General features: G+C 63.1%; 25 protein-coding genes and 1 tRNA gene. 9 read left to right on the forward strand and 17 right to left on the reverse strand.

The window, feature by feature from the left end; genetic code table 11:
- Positions 1-114 precede the first annotated feature (114 nt).
- Positions 115-417 carry a hypothetical protein gene (locus HAP54_RS29150; RefSeq protein WP_166306345.1) on the reverse strand — a complete coding sequence of 101 codons (303 nt, stop codon included), beginning with the start codon at positions 415-417 and terminating at the stop codon, positions 115-117.
- 279 nt (positions 418-696) lie between these two features.
- Between HAP54_RS29150 and HAP54_RS29155 the strand changes: the two genes are divergently transcribed.
- Positions 697-984 (forward strand): PilZ domain-containing protein, encoded by a 288-nt coding sequence (locus HAP54_RS29155; protein ID WP_224741745.1) that lies wholly within the window; start codon positions 697-699, stop codon positions 982-984.
- 92 nt (positions 985-1,076) lie between these two features.
- On the opposite strand, the gene HAP54_RS29160 is transcribed toward HAP54_RS29155, so the two are convergent.
- From HAP54_RS29160 to HAP54_RS29205, 10 genes are all read right to left on the reverse strand, one after another.
- Positions 1,077-1,163: transfer RNA gene (locus HAP54_RS29160), tRNA-Leu, on the reverse strand.
- Positions 1,164-1,251: 88 nt separating this feature from the next.
- Positions 1,252-2,388, reverse strand: coding sequence for a tyrosine-type recombinase/integrase (locus HAP54_RS29165; RefSeq protein ID WP_166306348.1), 1,137 nt, complete (start codon positions 2,386-2,388; stop codon positions 1,252-1,254).
- Between the two features lie 691 nt (positions 2,389-3,079).
- Positions 3,080-3,352 (reverse strand): hypothetical protein, encoded by a 273-nt coding sequence (locus HAP54_RS29170; RefSeq protein WP_166306351.1) that lies wholly within the window; start codon positions 3,350-3,352, stop codon positions 3,080-3,082.
- A 66-nt stretch (positions 3,353-3,418) separates the two neighbouring features.
- Positions 3,419-3,745, reverse strand: coding sequence for a hypothetical protein (locus tag HAP54_RS29175; protein WP_166306354.1), 327 nt, complete (start codon positions 3,743-3,745; stop codon positions 3,419-3,421).
- Positions 3,742-4,131, reverse strand: a complete 390-nt coding sequence (locus HAP54_RS29180; RefSeq protein WP_166297228.1) for a recombination protein NinB — start codon at positions 4,129-4,131, stop codon at positions 3,742-3,744. The genes HAP54_RS29175 and HAP54_RS29180 overlap by 4 nt, the downstream gene beginning before the upstream one ends.
- Complete coding sequence (locus HAP54_RS29185) at positions 4,128-4,319, reverse strand: hypothetical protein (protein ID WP_166297226.1); 192 nt, start codon at positions 4,317-4,319, stop codon at positions 4,128-4,130. Before HAP54_RS29185 ends, HAP54_RS29180 begins: the two co-directional genes overlap by 4 nt.
- 17 nt (positions 4,320-4,336) lie before the next feature.
- A complete protein-coding gene (locus HAP54_RS29190; RefSeq protein WP_166297224.1) occupies positions 4,337-4,504 on the reverse strand; it encodes a hypothetical protein in 168 nt (55 codons plus the stop codon).
- An 11-nt stretch (positions 4,505-4,515) separates the two neighbouring features.
- A complete protein-coding gene (locus tag HAP54_RS29195; RefSeq protein WP_166306357.1) occupies positions 4,516-5,010 on the reverse strand; it encodes a single-stranded DNA-binding protein in 495 nt (164 codons plus the stop codon).
- Between the two features lie 61 nt (positions 5,011-5,071).
- The gene (locus HAP54_RS29200) at positions 5,072-6,046 is read right to left on the reverse strand and encodes a hypothetical protein (protein ID WP_166306360.1); all 975 of its coding nucleotides are present in this window, start codon (positions 6,044-6,046) and stop codon (positions 5,072-5,074) included.
- A gap of 222 nt (positions 6,047-6,268) precedes the next feature.
- Positions 6,269-6,883 carry a hypothetical protein gene (locus HAP54_RS29205; protein WP_166306363.1) on the reverse strand — a complete coding sequence of 205 codons (615 nt, stop codon included), beginning with the start codon at positions 6,881-6,883 and terminating at the stop codon, positions 6,269-6,271.
- Positions 6,884-7,028: 145 nt separating this feature from the next.
- Here HAP54_RS29205 and HAP54_RS29210 point away from each other — a divergent pair.
- Positions 7,029-8,158 (forward strand): IS3-like element ISRj2 family transposase gene (locus HAP54_RS29210; RefSeq protein WP_166204126.1). Its coding sequence is split into 2 segments (ribosomal slippage): positions 7,029-7,281 and positions 7,281-8,158, totalling 1,131 coding nucleotides; the frame shifts between segments, so codons are not numbered across the junction.
- Between the two features lie 35 nt (positions 8,159-8,193).
- Here HAP54_RS29210 and HAP54_RS29215 read toward each other — a convergent pair.
- The 3 genes from HAP54_RS29215 to HAP54_RS29225 all read right to left on the reverse strand — a co-directional run bounded on the left by HAP54_RS29215 (position 8,194) and on the right by HAP54_RS29225 (position 11,081).
- Entirely contained in the window at positions 8,194-8,877 is a 684-nt protein-coding gene (locus HAP54_RS29215; protein WP_166306366.1) for a hypothetical protein, read from the reverse strand.
- 47 nt (positions 8,878-8,924) lie between these two features.
- Positions 8,925-9,938, reverse strand: a complete 1,014-nt coding sequence (locus tag HAP54_RS29220; protein ID WP_166306369.1) for a YqaJ viral recombinase family protein — start codon at positions 9,936-9,938, stop codon at positions 8,925-8,927.
- Between the two features lie 474 nt (positions 9,939-10,412).
- Complete coding sequence (locus HAP54_RS29225; RefSeq protein WP_166297216.1) at positions 10,413-11,081, reverse strand: helix-turn-helix domain-containing protein; 669 nt, start codon at positions 11,079-11,081, stop codon at positions 10,413-10,415.
- 249 nt (positions 11,082-11,330) lie between these two features.
- Between HAP54_RS29225 and HAP54_RS29230 the strand changes: the two genes are divergently transcribed.
- On the forward strand, positions 11,331-11,624 hold the full coding sequence (locus HAP54_RS29230; RefSeq protein WP_166306372.1) for a hypothetical protein: 294 nt from the start codon (positions 11,331-11,333) through the stop codon (positions 11,622-11,624).
- Between the two features lie 8 nt (positions 11,625-11,632).
- Here HAP54_RS29230 and HAP54_RS29235 read toward each other — a convergent pair whose 3' ends face one another.
- A complete protein-coding gene (locus HAP54_RS29235) occupies positions 11,633-11,860 on the reverse strand; it encodes a hypothetical protein (protein WP_166306375.1) in 228 nt (75 codons plus the stop codon).
- A 313-nt stretch (positions 11,861-12,173) separates the two neighbouring features.
- The gene (locus HAP54_RS29240) at positions 12,174-13,517 is read right to left on the reverse strand and encodes an IS1380-like element ISBdi2 family transposase (RefSeq protein ID WP_166204320.1); all 1,344 of its coding nucleotides are present in this window, start codon (positions 13,515-13,517) and stop codon (positions 12,174-12,176) included.
- Between the two features lie 194 nt (positions 13,518-13,711).
- Here HAP54_RS29240 and HAP54_RS29245 point away from each other — a divergent pair, with 194 nt between their 5' ends.
- Genes HAP54_RS29245 through HAP54_RS29260 form a run of 4 tightly spaced genes read left to right on the forward strand, consistent with a single transcriptional unit; the run spans position 13,712 to position 15,545 of the window.
- Positions 13,712-14,149, forward strand: coding sequence for a hypothetical protein (locus tag HAP54_RS29245; protein WP_166306378.1), 438 nt, complete (start codon positions 13,712-13,714; stop codon positions 14,147-14,149).
- A gap of 11 nt (positions 14,150-14,160) precedes the next feature.
- Entirely contained in the window at positions 14,161-14,721 is a 561-nt protein-coding gene (locus tag HAP54_RS29250) for a GcrA family cell cycle regulator (protein ID WP_312022806.1), read from the forward strand.
- Positions 14,722-14,760: 39 nt separating this feature from the next.
- Positions 14,761-15,312: a crossover junction endodeoxyribonuclease RuvC gene (locus HAP54_RS29255; protein WP_166306383.1), complete on the forward strand. Its 552-nt coding sequence runs from the start codon at positions 14,761-14,763 to the stop codon at positions 15,310-15,312.
- Positions 15,291-15,545, forward strand: a complete 255-nt coding sequence (locus HAP54_RS29260; protein WP_166306386.1) for a hypothetical protein — start codon at positions 15,291-15,293, stop codon at positions 15,543-15,545. The genes HAP54_RS29255 and HAP54_RS29260 overlap by 22 nt, the downstream gene beginning before the upstream one ends.
- Positions 15,546-16,060: 515 nt before the next feature.
- On the opposite strand, the gene HAP54_RS29265 is transcribed toward HAP54_RS29260, so the two are convergent.
- Positions 16,061-17,190, reverse strand: a protein-coding gene (locus HAP54_RS29265; protein ID WP_166204126.1) for an IS3-like element ISRj2 family transposase whose coding sequence is annotated in 2 segments (ribosomal slippage) — positions 16,061-16,938 and positions 16,938-17,190 — 1,131 coding nt in all. Because the reading frame shifts where the segments join, the coding sequence is not laid out codon by codon here.
- A 241-nt stretch (positions 17,191-17,431) separates the two neighbouring features.
- On the opposite strand from HAP54_RS29265, the gene HAP54_RS29270 reads away from it, so the two are divergent.
- Together HAP54_RS29270 and HAP54_RS29275 are read left to right on the forward strand one after the other, a co-directional pair.
- Entirely contained in the window at positions 17,432-17,677 is a 246-nt protein-coding gene (locus HAP54_RS29270; protein ID WP_166306388.1) for a hypothetical protein, read from the forward strand.
- A complete protein-coding gene (locus tag HAP54_RS29275) occupies positions 17,674-17,931 on the forward strand; it encodes a hypothetical protein (protein WP_166306391.1) in 258 nt (85 codons plus the stop codon). The genes HAP54_RS29270 and HAP54_RS29275 overlap by 4 nt, the downstream gene beginning before the upstream one ends.

A 17,931-nucleotide genomic window follows, 5' to 3' on the forward strand; every position in this document is an offset into this window, starting at 1 on the left:
CTTTACACCACGCTCGCCAGCCTCTCAGGCGCACTCTGACGAATAAGACGGGCTAGTTTCTTGTTTGACGCGTTTTCTTCACGCGAACCGGTGCCCACTTCGCTCGAAAACGCTTTAATGTGAGTGACCCGATTTCGCGGCGTTCGCACTCGACAGGCTGGAGAGCTGTGTCGGCCCGACCGCCGCGCCGTTGATCCAGACCGCCGTTCCTGCGGCGAGTGCCAGCAATCCGTACAGCATGATCGCGCCACGAATCCATCGCCGGTAGATCACGCGCTCGTTGGGCGTCGCGTCGCGGAATTTCTGGGCATTGAGCCCGTTGCTGCAATGGGCCGCGTCGTCGCCATGCTCGAGAATGGAGGCGCCTTGATCGCGCGCCCTGTCGCCAGCAATCCGATTGCAGTTTGCAATCTCCATCACCGATCTCCGACCAAATTGATTTCGAAATGCGACGGCCGCGAAATAAGCGGCCGGAATTTTCCAATGCGCGAAGATTACGAGACGCGGCGATCCCGGCTTGTGAACCGAGCCACAGCCCGGAAACACGATCAGGTGATGCGAGCATCGTGATACCGAGTGAACGCTCAGGCCGTGGGCGCGCGCGTGGCATGCCACGCGGTTGGCGATGTCTTAAGGTTCCCGTCAGAATCACGTCGTAACCTGACCGCCAGCTTGTGTACCGACCGCGACGGGTTCATGGCCGACGACGAAAGCAGGCCCGCACCAGCCGGCGGGCAACAGCCGATGCCGACCGATGAGCGGCGTGGCGGCTCCCGTCGCCGCGTCCTCAAATCGTGGGCGATCGAGTTCGGCAATGAAGCGATACCCTGCACGGTCCGAAATCTTTCTCCGCAGGGGGCGTGCATCGAAGTCAATTCGCCGCTGTGGTTTCCCGACCGCTTCGTCCTCGCCGTCGACGGCCAGCGGCACACCTGCCGGGTGATCTGGAAGAAGGAGAGGCGGATCGGTCTGGGGTTTGCGTAAGGCTCGGCCTGCCGAGCCGTAACTCGCGGCAACCGCATCGCCTTCGCCTGGCTGGCTGTCGCGCCAACGCTAATCATTTCGCGAGCGAAGGCTGGTGCGGGCGGTGGGAGTCGAACCCACACGACGTTGCCATCGAGGGATTTTAAGTCCCTTGCGTCTACCAGTTCCGCCACGTCCGCCCATTGATTTGCTTAGCATTTTCGCGCTTTTCGTCAAATGGTTTTCCAAAAATTCCCCCGAGTTTTCCAAAACTCGTTCTGTTCTCGTTCACGTCTTGTCGGTCAGCCGGTTGAATGCCCGGATGATGTTGACCTCTCGCTCGACGTGGCGCGTGTAATGCGCGCCCATGCGCTCCGACCGGTCGCCGAGTAGGTCGGCGATCTCGGAGTTGTTCGCGCCGCCGACGCGCTTCCACCATGCGGCATAGGAAACCCGGAGGCCGTGCAGGGTGGTGCCTTCGCCGATCTCGCCGGCGCGCTCCAGATCGCGAAGCCAGTGGCTCACCCTGGTCTGCATGTCGACCTCGTTGGCCCACGGGGTTCCGTCGTCGCGGACGGCGATCTTGGTCGAGGTCCGCTTGAGCGCCGAAAGGTGCTCCTGCAGCTCGGGGAGCACGGGCAGGAAGTTCGGCTCGCTGTTCTTGCGGGTCACCAGCTGGATCGCCATACCGGTCTTGGGGTGCGGCCGCAGCTGCTTCCAGTTGACGCCGACGAGGGTCTGGCCGCGTAGCCCTGCATAGCGCGCCAGCATCAGGCAGGTCAGGACCTCGGCCGGGGCCTTGGTGAGCGCCGCCTGCAGCTCCTCGGAGAACCACTCGCGGTTCGCGTTCGGATCGGCCTCGTGGATCTTGTCCATGCCGAGGCACGGGTTGATCTTCATGTGGCCGCGCTTCACGCCCTGCTTGAACGCAGACGACAGCGCCGCAATCATCTTGTCGGCGAAGCGGGGCCACTTCTTGTTGGCACAGGCGTCGCGAAGCTCGTAGAGGTCCGGCTGCTCGATGTCGGCCAGCGGCGTGTCGAAGTCGGCGCGCAGATAGTGGAACGCAGCCAGGTAATCCTTGCGCGTCGCCCGCGACAGCTTCGAGTGCCACTTCGGGTAACCAGTCTCGAGCCGGCCAGGATTGTCGAGGTGATCCTTCTCCTCCAGCCGGTCGATGTCGCCGTTCGTGTACCAGTGCACGAGGCCGCCGAGCGTCTCGGTGCCGAAGCTGCCGGCGCGCTGCTCGACCTTGCGCGCGCGGTTGTAGATACCGATGAAGGAGGGGTCCTCCATCTTGCGCTGCAGCTCGGCGCGCGTCCCCTTGAATCCCTGAATGAGCTTCTCGCCATCGGCGCGCCGGTAGACGTACCAGCGCCCCTTGGATGTCGAAATCTTGAGGCCCTTCAGTTTGACGCTAACCATTGTGGGTCCGCTCCCCTATACGCCTTCGTTGTGGCGGTGGCCGGGGCGATGCTGGCTCAGAACTTGGAACAATGGAAGCCACGTCGACGGGCTTGTCCGAGATAATCAGGGTGCCGTCGGAGACCTTGATACCGACAACAAAGCGCCCGGCCTGCTCGACGCCCTTAATGGCGCGCGCGAGCGCAGCCGCTGTATATGGGATCGACCGTGTCATAATTCTGGTCTCCTTGCCAGCAAGGGGCCCGCCTGCGAAGCGGGCCCCGGCCGGGGTCTTAACTAACGATTTGCAACGGCAGCTGGGCTGCGGCCGCATCTTGAGGCGATCCTCGACCGCGATCAGGCGGGCCTCCAGCTCGTCGATGCGACCGGCCTGTTCGGCGATCAGATTGAGCAGCTCCTGTTCGCGCTTCGACGCCGCCTGCGTCTGCTCCTTCGGCTCCTTGTAGAGGTTGCCGAAGTTCTCCTTGCGCAGCCGGCCGACAGCGTTGACGGCTGAAGCCGAGCTCCTCGGCGATCGTGTGATCGTCGAGTCCGTTGTTGTAGCGACACCACAGCTGGTCGTCGGTGGTCGCCACCTTCTCGACGACCTCGTGCAGCCGGGTCATGACCCTGAACTGCTCGCCCGACGTCAGATGCTTGTACCCCATAGTCTGGTCTCCTTGTTGTGGCCTCCTGCGAAGACGTCGGGTTGTTATTTCACACTTGCCTGCGTTGCCGCCAGCTCCTCACGCAACTTCTCGGCCTCTTGATGGCGCCGGTCACATTCGGCCTCGAGGAAACGGTGGTTGCGCTCGCGTCCGTCGCGACAGACCTCCGGAGAGAAGCAGGCTGCCATCCACTCGGCGACGCGACCTTGAAAGGTCACGGGCAGGGCCTCCAGCGCCTCGCGCGCGAGACCGCCGTACCTGCCCTGGCTGTCGAGTTGCTCGATCTGCTGCAGTCTCTCAGTCGCAATGATGCTCATTTGCCAAATCCCATGCAGAAAAAGACGCCGAGGACCGAGAGGGCCATCAGCCCGACGATGATCTGTTCAACGTTGACGCTCACTTCGATCTCCTCTCTTCCCTGACCTGCAGGCCGCCGGAGACGAACGCCATGAAGCCGCCCTCGTAGAGGTACTGGCCCATGCTCCGCGCAAACCTGAATGCGATGTACTTCGCAGCCGACGCGAGGCCGCCTGCACGCGGGAGTAGTCTCCGCCGCTCTTGACCTCGTACTGGCGGACCGCGAGCGCTGGCTGCCGGTTGCGCTGGCCCGCGCGCTTAGGCGCGGCGGGCGGCTTCTCGGCGGGCACGTCGATGACGCGCTCCTCGACATCCGGCAGGTCGAACATCTTCAGTTGCTCGGGCTTGGTCATCGGCTGAACTCCACCCCGTTCTGGACGCCCCACGCCTCGATGAAGGCGAGCAATTCCCCCATATCGACGGCCTTCATCTTCGATGACCGGCCCTCGTAGGGCAGGAAGGTCGAGCCATCGAGGGAGGGCATCATCTCCACCTCCTGGCCGCAGGCGTGCATCATCAGCAGCTTCCACTGCTCGGGCGCGTAGAACTTGGTGTTGCCGTTCATGTCGACGTGCGGCACCTGCTTGGACACCTCGCCGAGCATCGCCCACATCTTCTTGCGCTGAGCCTCGGAGGCGAGATCGACGTGCATCTCGATCAGGGTGCCGGGCTTGGCGTCCATCACCATGCGGCACAGGAAGATGCGATCCTCCTCGTTGGCGATCACGATCCCGCTCATGCTCTCACCGGTGTCCTTCCAATCACTTCGAGCAGCTGGTCAATTCGGTAGAGCAGGGCCACGTCCTTCGCGTCTCGAGAGCGCAGCAAACCATCGCGCGTGCAGACCAGACTGATCCGCAATGCCGCAGACTGGCGCTCCGTGAGCGCCAGTCCGTTGATCGTGACCTCGGCTTCCGCGACCGCCACTTCTCGAACCTCCGCAGTTACGCGTCCAACGCCTCGTCGAGCATCTCGGCGGTGACACCGGTGACGCGCTCGACAAAGCCGAGCGGATCGAACTTGCCAGTGGCGGCTTCCAGCAGCTCGAGGAAGCCGCCTCGCAGGCGGTCGATTTCTTCGTAGGCAGCGATCAGCTCTTCATCGCGGGCCATGCTGGCGCTCCTCAAAATGGAATGTCGTCGTCCATGTCGTTGTCGAACCGCGACTGCTGGCCGCCGTTGTCCTGGCCGCCGCGGCGTGGCGCGGCTCCGCCGCTGCTGTATCCGCCGCTGGGGCGATCATCGCCGCCGCCACCACGGCCGCCGCCACCATCCGAGAGCATGGTCATCGTGGAGTTGAAGCCCTGCAGCACGACCTCGGTGAAATACTTCTCGACGCCGCTCTGGTCGGTCCACTTGCGCGTTTGCAGCTGGCCCTCGATGTAGACCTTGGCGCCCTTCTTGAGATACTGCTCGGCGACCTTGGCGAGGCCCTCGTTAAAAATTACAACGCGGTGCCACTCGGTCTTTTCGCGACGCTCGCCGGTGCCCTTGTCGCGCCAACTCTCGCTCGTCGCGATCGACAGGTTCGCAATCGGCCTGCCATCCTGGGTGCGGCGCACCTCGGGGTCCTTCCCGAGATTGCCGACCAAAATTACCTTATTCACTGATCCAGCCACGTAGATGGTCTCCTTGATGGTGCTGGGCAGGGCCTGCGAAGCCCCGCCATAGGGTAGATTGTCAGCGCGACGACCACGCCGGAGCTGGCAGCGCCGACTTGGTCTGGGTGATCTCTTGCAGGCGCTTCTGGAAGATGGCCTTGAGGCGCATGTATGCGGGGCTGCGATCCCGTTCGGTCATGTTGCGGCCGACGAGCCACTGCAGGTAATCGCCGCTCGCCGAGACCGACATCAAACACTGCTTGAACTCGTTCTGGTTCAGCACCACGACGCGCTTGTTGCCCATCCGGTCGCGGTCGATAACGAGGCGACGGTAGAGCCACATGCAAAGCGAAAGGTTCAGGGCGCCCCACAGTCGATAGTATTCAGGGTCTCGTCCCCATGCCTGATGGGCGTTGCCGAGGAATTGGATCAACTGCCGAGCGCTGGTTTCGTCCGTGGTCTTGGCGAGCGACGAGACTGACTGACCAGCCATCGTTGATGTCGGCGTCTCACCGGCCGACCCGGCCCAACAGCGGAGGATGACGGACATGCCCACAATCGGCGCCCCGGTCGAGGCGCGCCGGATCTGGTCATAGCCGACGAAAGGACAATGCTTGCGGATAAGCTGCAGCGAGATGGTCGAGTCCTCCATGCCGCGCAGCAGGTCGTCGGGTCGCATCCGAACCAATGACGAGTTCAGCTTAACGAACTCGTTCGCCATCTCGGCGAAGTCCTCGAAGGTGACGACGCGAACATCGACCAACGCCTCCTCGATGCCGGAGATTTTAAAGCCCTCTATGCGGTGCTGGCCGTCAACGATGTAGTAGGCGAGGTCTCCCCTGACCTGGCCCAGCGTGATGACGCCCTCGATGGCTTCGTTTTCCCGTGTCGACTGCGCGGCCTCCTGCACCTTCGCATTGACCCGCACCGGACGCTGGAACGGCGGGACCTTCCACTGCTGGACACCGGAGATGGAGATGATCCGTGTCTCCATGCTGGAGCGAGAGTTTTTCGGGGCCTCTTTGGTCCCCTTCAAGTTGATGATCGTCGCCATGCTGGTTTCCCGACTAAAGTGTGTTCGGGCTACGAAGCCCGGCGATAAATGTCCCGTGGGGCGAGAAGGGCGGCTTCCCGCCCCACGGTAGATGCGCGCGTTGGTCGCCTTGTCCGGACCGTGGTCCACACCACGCGAGAGAGACTTACGAACCCCGGAGGCGCCTTTCGTCGTCAGAGCCGCGCGCGGTACCCCGTCAGGAGATTGGCTCTGCTCTCCGCGCTATCCCTTGTTGGTGTCCTTCTTGATGCGCGCGATGGTGTCCTTCATCAGCGCTTCCAGCTTCGTCAGCGTCGCCGTCTTGACGTTGACGCGCATCGACTTCTCGCGAGCCCAGCGGGCGCGCGCCTCCTCGACGACGGCGGCCTCGGCAAACCACGCGATGGCGTAGGCTTCGTATTCGGCCTCCGTCATCTGCGGCTCGTCAGGCTCGGATTTAGCGGAGGACGACGCGGCGGACGCTTCCGCGCCGTCCTCCGTCGCAGCTGCCAATGGCTGGGGGCCATCCTCGGCGGTCTGCGAACCCTGCGCGGGCTGATCGCCCTGCGCGCTGTTGTTGGTGCTGGCGACCCCGTCGGTGACCTCGCCGGTCTTGGGGTCGACGGTCTCCGTGTTGCCGTCCGCTTTGTTGGCGTCGCTCGCGAACTGCGACAGCTTGCCGTCGCCATCGGCCTTCTGGTCATCCTTCTTCGGCCAGGTTTCGTCCGCCGTCGCCATGCCGTCGTTGACGGCCTGAATTTCGGCGATGGTGCGCGCGACATCGGTGGCGAGCCAATCCTTCAACGGTCGACCGCGTACAGCCTCGACGCGATGGAGGTCGACCTCCATCTCGTCCAATCGGATCTGGACCCGGGTCTTGTACTTCTCGATCTGCTTGCCGACGGTCTCGACGACAGAGCTGGCTCCGCAAATTCGGACAGTAGCTTGAGTGGATTTTCTGCCTGACAGCGGCGAGGATTCTTGCCGCGAATCAGGAGCGAAGATGACGAAGAAGAGCCGCCGGATGCATTCTCCGGCATTCAAGGCGAAGGTTGCTTTGGCTGCGGTCAAAGGCGACAAGACGCTGGCGGAGCTGGCGCAACTGTTTGATGTTCATCCGAACCAGATCACGATCTGGAAAAACCAGCTCCTGGAAGGCGCCGCCGGCGTGTTTGGGCATGACAAGGCGTCGGCCGAGACGCCGGTCGATTTGAAGGCGTTACATGCCAAGATCGGCGAGCTGGCGTTGGAAAACGATTTTTTGTCCGGCGCGCTCACCAAGGCGGGCCTGCTGAGCGCAAAGCGATGATCGACCGCGGTCATGATCTTTCTATCGTGCGCCAGGCGAAGGTCCTGAAGCTGGCTCGCAGCACGGTCTACTATGAACCTCGGCCAGTTTCGGCCGAGGACCTTGCCTTGATGCGTCGGCTCGATGAGCTGCATCTCGATTATCCCTTCGCGGGAGCGCGTATGCAGCGATCGTTGCTGCGGCGGGAGGGCGTATACGCCGGTCGCCGCCACATCGCGACGCTGATGAAGCGCATGGGGATCGAGGCGGTCTATCGTCGCCCGAACACGAGTAAGCCGGCACCGGGTCACAAGATCTACCCGTACCTGTTGCGCGGATTGAAGATCGAGCGGCCCGACCAGGCGTGGGCAATGGACATCACCTACATTCCGATGCGGCGTGGCTTCGTCTATCTCGCGGCGGTCGTCGATGTGTTCAGCCGACGGGTCCTGGCCCATCGCGTCTCGATCACAATGGAGGCGGCCTTCTGCGTCGAAGCGGTCCAGGAGGCGTTGGCGAAGCACGGCAGGCCCGAGATTTTCAACACGGACCAGGGCAGCCAGTTCACCAGCCTCGAGTTCACCGATGTGCTGCTGGACGCGAAGATCGCCATCAGCATGGACGGCAAGGGCGCCTGGCGCGACAACGTGTTTGTCGAGCGGCTCTGGCGCACGGTCAAATACGAAGAAGTTTATCTCCGCGCCTACGACAGCGTGTCCGAGGCGCGAGCGTCAATTGCCAAGTATCTGGCCTTCTACAATCAGGGACGCCCTCACTCGAGCCTTGACGGGCGCACGCCCGACGAGGCTTACTTCGGCACGCAAGCTATGGTGATGGCCGCATGACCGTCGCCGACGATTTTGTCGTCGCTCTGGTCGGGCTACGCCCTCCCGACGCAACGACAAAATCGAAAGGCCCCGCGTTCAGCATAACCCGGCAGGAATCCACTTAAATCCCGCGGGGCGCTGTCCAAACAACCGGCGCCAGCTCTGACCGACATCTTCGCCTCTTGCCACGCGAAGGTGGTGAAGGTGTCGAGCGCGTTGGTCACGACGTTGCGGATCGCCTTCGATGTGCCGATCTGGTACGCGATGTCCTCGGCGCGCCCCGCATCGCCGCGCACGGTGGCCTGGGTCTTGCGTTGCTGCAGCGGCCGCGTCAGCGAGTAGCCGGTCTCCAAGTCCATGAAGCGCGCGTGGAACACCCAGTGGGTGCCGATGTCGACCGAGCGGCAATCGACATCGCAGTTGCCGAACAAACGCGCGACCGCGTTGGCGCACTTGATCGTCGGGCCTTCGATGTATTCCGTCTTGCCCTTATTTTTCACGGGAAAGCGGTAGTAGAAATACTCACCCGCAGCCGCCGCCAGCTCCTTGATCTTGCGCAGCACGTCCGGTTCGTGGCGCCGGACGGCCACCTGTTGGGCGCCGTGAACGCGATCCACCGGCGGCAGGAAGCTCTGCGGCTGGGTCGCAGGAAGGTTGGACGGGGCAGGGCCGGCAACGCCGGCGAACGCCTCCAGCGTGCGCACCCGGCTATCGTCATTGTCGATGATCGTCGTCATGTGGATGGTCTCCGAATAGTGGGAATGGGAAGGGAGGAAGGCGCTAGTCAGAGCGCCTTGACTTCGCGCAGGCTGCGGAAGGAGTAGGGTGCGACAACCTTCTCCTTGACGTTGGTGACCTTGGCCGAGAGCCTGCGTCCGCCTGCGATGACTGCGAACGACGCATCGCCGATCTTGTGCATGATCGTCGTGGTGATCTCGTCGCGACGATCCTCGCGTTCCTTGATCTGGCGGCCGAGCTCGAGGCGCTCGTCAACCATCTCGGGAATCTCGTTGTCGCCGGAGAGGTCGATCGTGGTGCCGTCCGCGACAGGGTACAGCTTGCGCACCACGTCGTGGTCGCGGCTCGGGTCGAGCGCCGGCTGCTGGCCGCTGGCGATCATCTCCCAGAACCTCTTGACGGTGGCGAGCGCCCGCTGTTCAGCGCCTTCGTGGCGCTGCACCGGGATCATGTGCAGGTCGGCGGTGAAGTCGCCGACCACAAGCGCGGCCAGGACCGGATGGATTTCGGTCTGGAAGCGCGCCTCGGCGAGCATGGTCTCGGTCAACGTCTGCAGCTGATAGCCGAGCGGAACCTCGGGGGCGCCGCGATGCTTGTCGCCGCCGAGCCAGTCGTTGATGAACGTCGGCCGAGCAACGACCTTGCCCTGAATGAGCACGAAGCCCTTGCGTTCGGGGTCCACTGCCAGTGCATCCGGCGTCGCTCCAACGCGCAGCGACGGCGAGCGCAGATAGACCTTGGCAGGACGCAGCTGCCAGCTGGGCTCGCGGTCCTCGATGGCGCGCCAGATCGCGGGCTCGAGCCAGCGGCCGCGCTGCAGGATGGGGCTGTCCGCCTGCGGCTGGGTCTTGCCGGTCTTTTCGGCCCAGACTGCGAGCGCCGAGCGGTAGCCGACGCCGCAGATCGACGCGATGTCGGAGGCGGTGATGTCGCGGGTCCGCATGGCGAGCCACGACGCGCGGTCGGTGACGGGGTGGCTGTCGACGGCGCCGAGCTGGATCTTGTCGACGACGGCTTGGGCGAACGCGCCCACGGGTTGGAACGTGTCGGTGTCGGTCACGGTTTGGTGCTCCCTCCCGGTCCCGCGAGCGTCAGTCCGTGTGCACCTGCGAAGTGCGGCGCGGCCTGACAGTCACCCTCGGAACCGGGCTTGCTGACGATGGATGGTGGGTTGGTCTCCCGGTGTGCATCCGATATTGCACCTGAAAGGTGCATCGTCAAGGGTGCAAATGCACCGAATCGAAAAAATCTGGTGCATTCCGTCTACGCGCGCTGGCACGGATTGCACAACATTAAATTCTGAAGTTCTTAGAAAATCTCTCAAAACAGAAAACAAACGGGGGCCCTATAGGGGCCCCCTTGTTCTGAGTTCTTGGAGATAGTTGATCTAAGAATCTTAGTTATTGGATATATTGCAGGCCGCGTGCCAGTTGAGCGATGTCCCCTTTGTCCCCGACCATGACGAAGCCCTGACTGCATCGCGCGCGGGGCGTCATCCGTAGTAATCCGGAATTGTGAGGCGAATCGCCGCGGCCTATCTCGGGGGTAGGTCCTGCCCCGGTCTCTCGAAGCCCAGCACCAACGCAACCGATTCGACGTGCGCGTCGTAGATCGGCGGCGCGTGATCGGTTTCGAGGTGGTGCAGACCGTTCGCAGCAGGCACGATTCGGCGCACCCAGACGGTGCCGTCGGTCAGGCGGCAGACGAATCGTTCGTTGTTGGCCTGCCTCGCGATGATGTCATCGGTGATCGGCTCGGCCTGGGTGTCGTCGTAGAGGAGGAGCCAGCCATCGAGCAGCATGGTCCTGTCGCGCACTTCGATCGCAACCGTGCCGGTCGGCCTGTTGGTCAGGCCTACGCGGTAAAGCGGCTCCTGCTGGAGCTCGATTTGCCGGCGCTCGTCGATCACCCCCATCACCGGGATGGGCCTCGCGGCCCACGGGTAGGCGTCCTCGTCGTCTGAATAGGCGATCAGGGCGCCGGGAATACCGCCAAGCACCGAACCGATTCGCATCGCCCAGTCGGGGGTAAGAACCTGATTGAGCTCTTCGAGTCGCTGGATGGTCTGGTGGGTGGTGCCGAGGAGAGTCGCAACCTCCTTCAGCGTCAAGCCCTTGCGCTGTCTGTAGTAGCGAATCGAGTTTTCCGGGGGCGGGTTCTTCAGGCGGCTATTGCCTGTCCGCCTGCGGCCGTCCGCGATCATATCCATCTCTGTGCTAGTCAAAGTTTCGCTCAACCGGGAGTGAAGAACCGTCGTAGCAGAGTCGCCCGGGCAGGGGACTATTCCGTGCGCTTGAAGTATTTTTTGAGTCACGCTGTTCGGTACCAAACGTGCTGCCATGTGTCATTTCACCGAAAAGGTGTAGGGGCGCGCGTGTGACATCTTGACCAGTGTACCTATCTGGTGCATTTGTTGGTGACGGACGCGCCCACCTCCATCACCGGAAAGCCAATGACGCTCGCAGAATACTACGCGGTTGCGTATCCCGACGTTTCGCCGTCGGGCGCCGACCAGCAGTTCGCCGACAAGATCGGCGTCGCGCGCTGGTCCGTCACCAGATACCGAAAATTCCTGCACTACCCGACGCCCACCGTCTGGGCGCGCATCAAGAACGCCACCAAGGGTCTCGTGACCGCGGACGATCATCTGCCCGCGATCGCCAAGACCCAGCCCGCCATGGCCGCGCGCTCCAAGCCGGCGCAAAAGCGCGGCAAGGCTGCGGCGAAAAAACGGGCGAAGCGCTGATGGGCAGGCTACAGCGACAGCAGATCGTGCAGCGCCTGCGTGGGGTACTCGTTGAGTGCCTTCATCGCGAGGTTGATGCAGTGGACCATGCCCACTGCGTTCAACACGCTCGTCACGAGCGTGCCGTTCCGGGTGCGGAACGTGAACTCGAAGCGGTCGGCGTCGATGTATTTCACCTCGATCGGTTGAAGCAGATCCTTGTCGAGGGCACGCACTTCCAAAGCATCTGTAACCATTATCGGCTCTTTCGGCCTTCTCGCCAGTTGCGGCAATTCTATGACTGGTTGCGCTGTCACAGCGCAAGCATTTCCTTACGACTTGGGTCATGCAAAAACTCTCGTACTCAAAAAAAGGTTCGGGCGTCACAGGGCTATAGTTTTAGCCCGTCCTATTCGTGAGAGTGCTTTTTTTAGTCCGATTGATGTGGCCGCACATCTGCTCTGACGAGGCGCGCGGGATTGCCTTCGGCTTTTCACCGCCTGACCGACCCGTACTTTGCAACGCGCTTGAGGTGTAGGTTGGGCGAACGGGGGGCGGACGCCCCGCCGGTCAAGGACCGAGAGGCAGCAGCGCGCCTGGCAAGCCGCGGATCAGGTCGGCTTCGGGACATGCCGCGGCAAACGCAAGGCGAATGCGGCTCGTGGTCTCGACCACACGGGCAGCGAGTTTCAAGAGACGAAGACGCAGCGTCGCGAACTCGGCTGTGGCCAATTCCCGGGCTTTGGGAATCGCGTCGCGCACGGTCAGCATCAGCCAATAAGCGGCGGTGTGGAGAACGAGGCGGACTTGATTGGCGAGCGCCGAACGGCAGCTGGTGCGATCGGAGGCGAGCTGTGTCTTATGCAGCTTGATCAGATTCTCGGCTTGGCCGCGCGCGCAATACAGGCTGTCGTAGATCCACTCGGCCGAGCCGACATCGAGGCTGGTGACGACGAAACGGATGTCGAGGCCGAGCATCGTCGCCTCAATACGGGCGACGGTACGCCGTTCGCGATCCCAGGACTTGGCCTTGTGGCGCGTCTCGGTATAGCCACGCAGAACCGGCAGGTTCTCGATGGCGCGTCGCGTGCGGATGTCGTCGGCGGCCTCGTCGAGTTTTCTGGCGAGCGGCTTGGTGCCGGACAGACCGAAGATGTAGTCGATGCCGTTGGTCTCGCACCACGCCATTGCCTCCGGCCGGGCATAGTGCCCGTCGCCACGGAACGTAATTCGCGTGTTGTGCCACCGCGTCCGGATATGCCGTATCAGGCGGCGCAGATGGGCACGCACCTCGACGCCGCCCGGCGTCTTGCCGGGCCGCAACACGACCGCCACGGGCCGGCTCTTCTCCGTGTCGTAGACGTGGATCGGCAGGAAGCAGCGTTCGTCATAATGAGCGTTGAACAGCGAGAGCTGCTGATGGCCGTGGACGACATCGCAGGTATCATCGATGTCGAGCGTGACGGATGCCGGCTCGCGCGGGTAGCTATCCATCCATGCGTCGACCAAAGTGTAGGTCAGTCGGATCACGTCGCGCAGGCGCGGAGCATTCTCCAGCCGCGACAGCGTCGGTTGGGAACACAGATCGCGACCCGTGTCCGGCAGCCGTCCGCAGGCCAGCTTGAATGCGGGATCGGACCGCAGATGATCGAGGTCGTCGGCGTCCTCGTAGCCGCAGCAGATCGCGAACATGCGCGCGCGGAACATATCGACAAGGCTGTGCACGACCCGCGTCGGATCGCGCCGATCCGGGAACACCCGGGCCAAATTGTCGGCCAAGCCGAGACGCCGCTCGGCCATCGCCAGAAGCATCACGCCCCCGTTCGAGGTCAGCCGACCGCCATCGAAGGCAGCTGTGACTTTCTTGGCGTGAACGGCTGGAAACGAGAAGGGCAGAATCGTATCATCGGTCATGGCGGGCCTGGCGTTCGCGGTTGAGGTGATGGGGTTGGCTTTGCAACCGAATCCTACGCCGCATCAGCGCTTTACACCACGCTCGCCAGCCTCTCAGGCGCACTCTGACGAATAAGACGGGTTAGTCTTAATGGTCTCAACGACGGGAATCTAAACGATCGTGGTAGCGCGTACTCGCTTCAGCAGGTGCGCGCATGAGCAACCTAACCATTGCGCTGGTTGATTCGAGCGCCGTCAAGTCCTTACGCACAGAAAAGCCGTCCTCCCGCTCGGAAAAAGCGTCCGAGATCGCCGCGCATCTCGCGAAGCGCGCGAGCGAGCCATGCCCTGCGGGGGACTACGTCAAGGCAGCAATCACACGAACATCAGAACGCACGGGCATCGCTTACGGGCGAGCGAGGGACATTTGGTATGGGGAAGCACGAAGAATTGATGCATGGGAAATGGACGTGCTGCGGGAAGCGGCCGACGCCGCCGAGTGGCGCATCGCCCTCGACGGGGTCGCGATGGCGCGCCGAAAGCTGGAGGGCTCTACCGCGCCGCATTGCCGTGACGCTCTTGCTTCGCTTGACGAGGTGCTTCGCATCCTGGGCGGCGACGCTGGCGGCGCGCAGCCGACCAGCGAAGTCTGAGGAGACCAATCGTGGGTGATTGGTCCGACACCATGATCGAGAAGCTCCGCCACTACGTGATGGTGGAGAAGATGTCCGCCGGCGAGGCGGAGGCTGCGATGAAGGCGGACGGCTACCAGCTGTCGCGCAACGCCGTCATCGGCAAGGTGCACAGGCTGGGGCTTTCGTTCTGGCGCAAGCCCTCCAACGTCGCCAAGGCGCGCAGGCCGAGTCCGGCTACACCGGGTGCGGTCAATACCGCGCCAAGGGTCGCCAAGGTCATCGCCGCACGCAAGGGCTCCACGCCGGAGCCTGAGATTATAGCCAATAAGAAAGCCGTCGTGCCCATCATGGAGCGCGCGGCCGAGGCCGAAAGCGGCGAGAAGCGTTCGCCGACGCTGCTCGAGCTGCGCGACGACCAATGTCATTGGCCGCTCGGCAATTTTCACGACGTGCCCCCGTACTTCTATTGCGGCGCGCCGGTAATTGGAGAGGGCTGTTCGTGGTGTTCGCAGCACCATCGGATCGCCCACGACAGAACGATTAGATTTTCCAAGGGGACCAGTCATGCCGCCGTTGGTGTTGAAGCGTGAGTATCAGTCGCATACCGCACTTCGTTCCGACGGTGTGCGATGACGACCAAGCCATCCATCCTGACATTCGACCCGTCGCGTAAGCTCGGCTACGGCGCGGGCCCCATCGGGGGCACGCCCGAACTCGGCACGGTCACGCTCGGCAACGACAACACCCCGGACATCGAGGTGTACGGCCGGTGCGCGCGCACGGTCGACGATCTGATCGTGAAGCATCAGCCGGCGCTGATCGTGGTCGAGCAGCCCTTCTACATCAAGGGCGAGAGCAACTACGGCACCACGCAGCTCTTGCATGGATTGTATGGATGCATCTGCGGCATGGCACGCAGTCGCAACGTGCAATGCTGGTCGGTCGCGGTCCAGACGTGGCGCGCGGTGGCGCTCGGCACCGCCAAGTTTCACGGCCGCAACGGGGCCAAGCAGGCGATGCTGGCCTACTGCAAGAACGTCGGCTGGGTCGCCGTCGACGACAACGCCGCCGATGCCGGCGGCATGTGGGTCTGGGGCTGCTCGACCTTCGCGCCCTACGGCCAGGTCCCACGCGATGCGTTCACCGCGGGGGTGCTCGCATGGTGGGTACCCACTCAGTGAACTTCGACAGCGCGACCCGGCAGAAGGTCGTCCCGCATACCTCGCAGGGTCTCTGGGAGATTGCCTACAACGATTTCGTCTACGCGGAGACCATGCTGCAGGCGACGCGCACCAATCCCGACGCAACGCCGGCCGACATCGCGCGGGGGCTTGGGAATGTGCAGGAAGGTCGCGCCGGACGAGGCGCGGAAATCGACGTTGACGGTGCGAGTTACGCCGAACGTCTCGGTTGATTTGAGGGCAGACGGTGAGGCGCCGGCGTCAATGCGGGTGCGGTTATCGCTGGACCACCATCGAATGCGTGTTTGTTGAGGGAGCGGGGCCGACGACTTTCGGCATCACGCGCGCACCGCGCCGCAAGTCACAATGCGCGCGCGGCCACGCCTTCACTCCCGAGAACACCGTGTGGGAGACGGGCACGTCGGGGAAGCCGGTCCGCAAGTGCAAGGCCTGCATGAAGGTGCGTCGGGCGCGAAGGCGCAGAGAGATCGCAGACGAGAGAAAGCAACGTGAGACGAGGGTGGTTCAATCATGGTGACCGCAGCCGATCAGATCAAGGCGCTCAACAGCGGCGAGCGCGCCGTGACCTACGAGATGCGGTCAGAGCTGGCGCCGGTTGTTTGGACAGCGCCCCGCGGGATTTAAGTGGATTCCTGCCGGGTTATGCTGAACGCGGGGCCTTACGATTTTGTCGTTGCGTCGGGAGGGCGTAGCCCGACCAGAGCGACGACAAAATCGTCGGCGACGGTCATGCGGCCATCACCATAGCTTGCGTGCCGAAGTAAGCCTCGTCGGGCGTGCGCCCGTCAAGGCTCGAGTGAGGGCGTCCCTGATTGTAGAAGGCCAGATACTTGGCAATTGACGCTCGCGCCTCGGACACGCTGTCGTAGGCGCGGAGATAAACTTCTTCGTATTTGACCGTGCGCCAGAGCCGCTCGACAAACACGTTGTCGCGCCAGGCGCCCTTGCCGTCCATGCTGATGGCGATCTTCGCGTCCAGCAGCACATCGGTGAACTCGAGGCTGGTGAACTGGCTGCCCTGGTCCGTGTTGAAAATCTCGGGCCTGCCGTGCTTCGCCAACGCCTCCTGGACCGCTTCGACGCAGAAGGCCGCCTCCATTGTGATCGAGACGCGATGGGCCAGGACCCGTCGGCTGAACACATCGACGACCGCCGCGAGATAGACGAAGCCACGCCGCATCGGAATGTAGGTGATGTCCATTGCCCACGCCTGGTCGGGCCGCTCGATCTTCAATCCGCGCAACAGGTACGGGTAGATCTTGTGACCCGGTGCCGGCTTACTCGTGTTCGGGCGACGATAGACCGCCTCGATCCCCATGCGCTTCATCAGCGTCGCGATGTGGCGGCGACCGGCGTATACGCCCTCCCGCCGCAGCAACGATCGCTGCATACGCGCTCCCGCGAAGGGATAATCGAGATGCAGCTCATCGAGCCGACGCATCAAGGCAAGGTCCTCGGCCGAAACTGGCCGAGGTTCATAGTAGACCGTGCTGCGAGCCAGCTTCAGGACCTTCGCCTGGCGCACGATAGAAAGATCATGACCGCGGTCGATCATCGCTTTGCGCTCAGCAGGCCCGCCTTGGTGAGCGCGCCGGACAAAAAATCGTTTTCCAACGCCAGCTCGCCGATCTTGGCATGTAACGCCTTCAAATCGACCGGCGTCTCGGCCGACGCCTTGTCATGCCCAAACACGCCGGCGGCGCCTTCCAGGAGCTGGTTTTTCCAGATCGTGATCTGGTTCGGATGAACATCAAACAGTTGCGCCAGCTCCGCCAGCGTCTTGTCGCCTTTGACCGCAGCCAAAGCAACCTTCGCCTTGAATGCCGGAGAATGCATCCGGCGGCTCTTCTTCGTCATCTTCGCTCCTGATTCGCAGCAAGAATCCTCGCCGCTGTCAGGCAGAAAATCCACTCAAGCTACTGTCCGAATTTGCGGAGCCAGCTCTGTCGGTCGACATGGGGCGCGTCCCGGTGCTCGGCGAGTGGCGCTACGTCATCGGGTGGGGGCCAATCCCCGGCGATCCCGGAGCGATGTTGCCGACCGAGATGGTCCGCATCATCTGGACCGGCGGCGAGTGGGTGGTGAGCTGATGCCAGCGATGTGCCGACACGGTCACGAGCTGACCGGCGACAACGTGCGCGAGGAGCGCAACAGCGAAAGCCGCGGCGGCATCCGCCTCCGCTGCAAGACCTGCGTCAAGGAGCAGAAGCGGCGCTGGTACGGCGTCCGCGCCAACCGGGAGCTGCAGCTCTCCTACGCGAACTGGCACCGGCGCGGCCATCCGCAGGGTTGGTCCTGGCCGCAGGTGCGCGAGCAGCTGATCGCGGAAGGGATCGGGTCATGACGGATCGGGTGCGATGCCTTGTGCCGTTCTGCCGGCGCACAACGAAGCCGGGTCGGAACGGTGTCAATGTGCAGTGGATCTGCGGCAATCACTGGAAGGCGGTCCCGCTGGCCCAGCGCCGCGTCTGGGGCCGGCTGCGTCGTCAGTGGCGGCGCTACGGTCCGGAGGCCGGGGTCCACTTCGACGCACGCTGGTGGCGCGTCTGGGATCGTCTCAAGCGGAGTGCAATCGAAGCGGCGGGAGGGATCGGATGA

Source organism: Bradyrhizobium sp. 2S1, from assembly GCF_011516625.5.
Lineage (GTDB): Bacteria > Pseudomonadota > Alphaproteobacteria > Rhizobiales > Xanthobacteraceae > Bradyrhizobium > Bradyrhizobium septentrionale.

Bases quoted from the DNA above. Each gene is read 5' to 3' on its own strand.
- HAP54_RS29225 (WP_166297216.1), bottom strand. From the start codon at position 11,081: ATGATCGCGGACGGCCGCAGGCGGACAGGCAATAGCCGCCTGAAGAAC.
- HAP54_RS29260 (WP_166306386.1), top strand. From the start codon at position 15,291: ATGGTGGGTACCCACTCAGTGAACTTCGACAGCGCGACCCGGCAGAAG.
- HAP54_RS29175 (WP_166306354.1), bottom strand. From the start codon at position 3,745: ATGACCAAGCCCGAGCAACTGAAGATGTTCGACCTGCCGGATGTCGAG.
- HAP54_RS29155 (WP_224741745.1), top strand. From the start codon at position 697: ATGGCCGACGACGAAAGCAGGCCCGCACCAGCCGGCGGGCAACAGCCG.
- HAP54_RS29165 (WP_166306348.1), bottom strand. From the start codon at position 2,388: ATGGTTAGCGTCAAACTGAAGGGCCTCAAGATTTCGACATCCAAGGGG.
- HAP54_RS29245 (WP_166306378.1), top strand. From the start codon at position 13,712: ATGAGCAACCTAACCATTGCGCTGGTTGATTCGAGCGCCGTCAAGTCC.
- HAP54_RS29190 (WP_166297224.1), bottom strand. From the start codon at position 4,504: ATGGCCCGCGATGAAGAGCTGATCGCTGCCTACGAAGAAATCGACCGC.
- HAP54_RS29215 (WP_166306366.1), bottom strand. From the start codon at position 8,877: ATGACGACGATCATCGACAATGACGATAGCCGGGTGCGCACGCTGGAG.
- HAP54_RS29150 (WP_166306345.1), bottom strand. From the start codon at position 417: ATGGAGATTGCAAACTGCAATCGGATTGCTGGCGACAGGGCGCGCGAT.
- HAP54_RS29180 (WP_166297228.1), bottom strand. From the start codon at position 4,131: ATGAGCGGGATCGTGATCGCCAACGAGGAGGATCGCATCTTCCTGTGC.
- HAP54_RS29170 (WP_166306351.1), bottom strand. From the start codon at position 3,352: ATGAGCATCATTGCGACTGAGAGACTGCAGCAGATCGAGCAACTCGAC.
- HAP54_RS29235 (WP_166306375.1), bottom strand. From the start codon at position 11,860: ATGGTTACAGATGCTTTGGAAGTGCGTGCCCTCGACAAGGATCTGCTT.
- HAP54_RS29200 (WP_166306360.1), bottom strand. From the start codon at position 6,046: ATGGCGACGATCATCAACTTGAAGGGGACCAAAGAGGCCCCGAAAAAC.
- HAP54_RS29270 (WP_166306388.1), top strand. From the start codon at position 17,432: ATGTGCCGACACGGTCACGAGCTGACCGGCGACAACGTGCGCGAGGAG.
- HAP54_RS29255 (WP_166306383.1), top strand. From the start codon at position 14,761: ATGACGACCAAGCCATCCATCCTGACATTCGACCCGTCGCGTAAGCTC.
- HAP54_RS29275 (WP_166306391.1), top strand. From the start codon at position 17,674: ATGACGGATCGGGTGCGATGCCTTGTGCCGTTCTGCCGGCGCACAACG.
- HAP54_RS29240 (WP_166204320.1), bottom strand. From the start codon at position 13,517: ATGACCGATGATACGATTCTGCCCTTCTCGTTTCCAGCCGTTCACGCC.
- HAP54_RS29230 (WP_166306372.1), top strand. From the start codon at position 11,331: ATGACGCTCGCAGAATACTACGCGGTTGCGTATCCCGACGTTTCGCCG.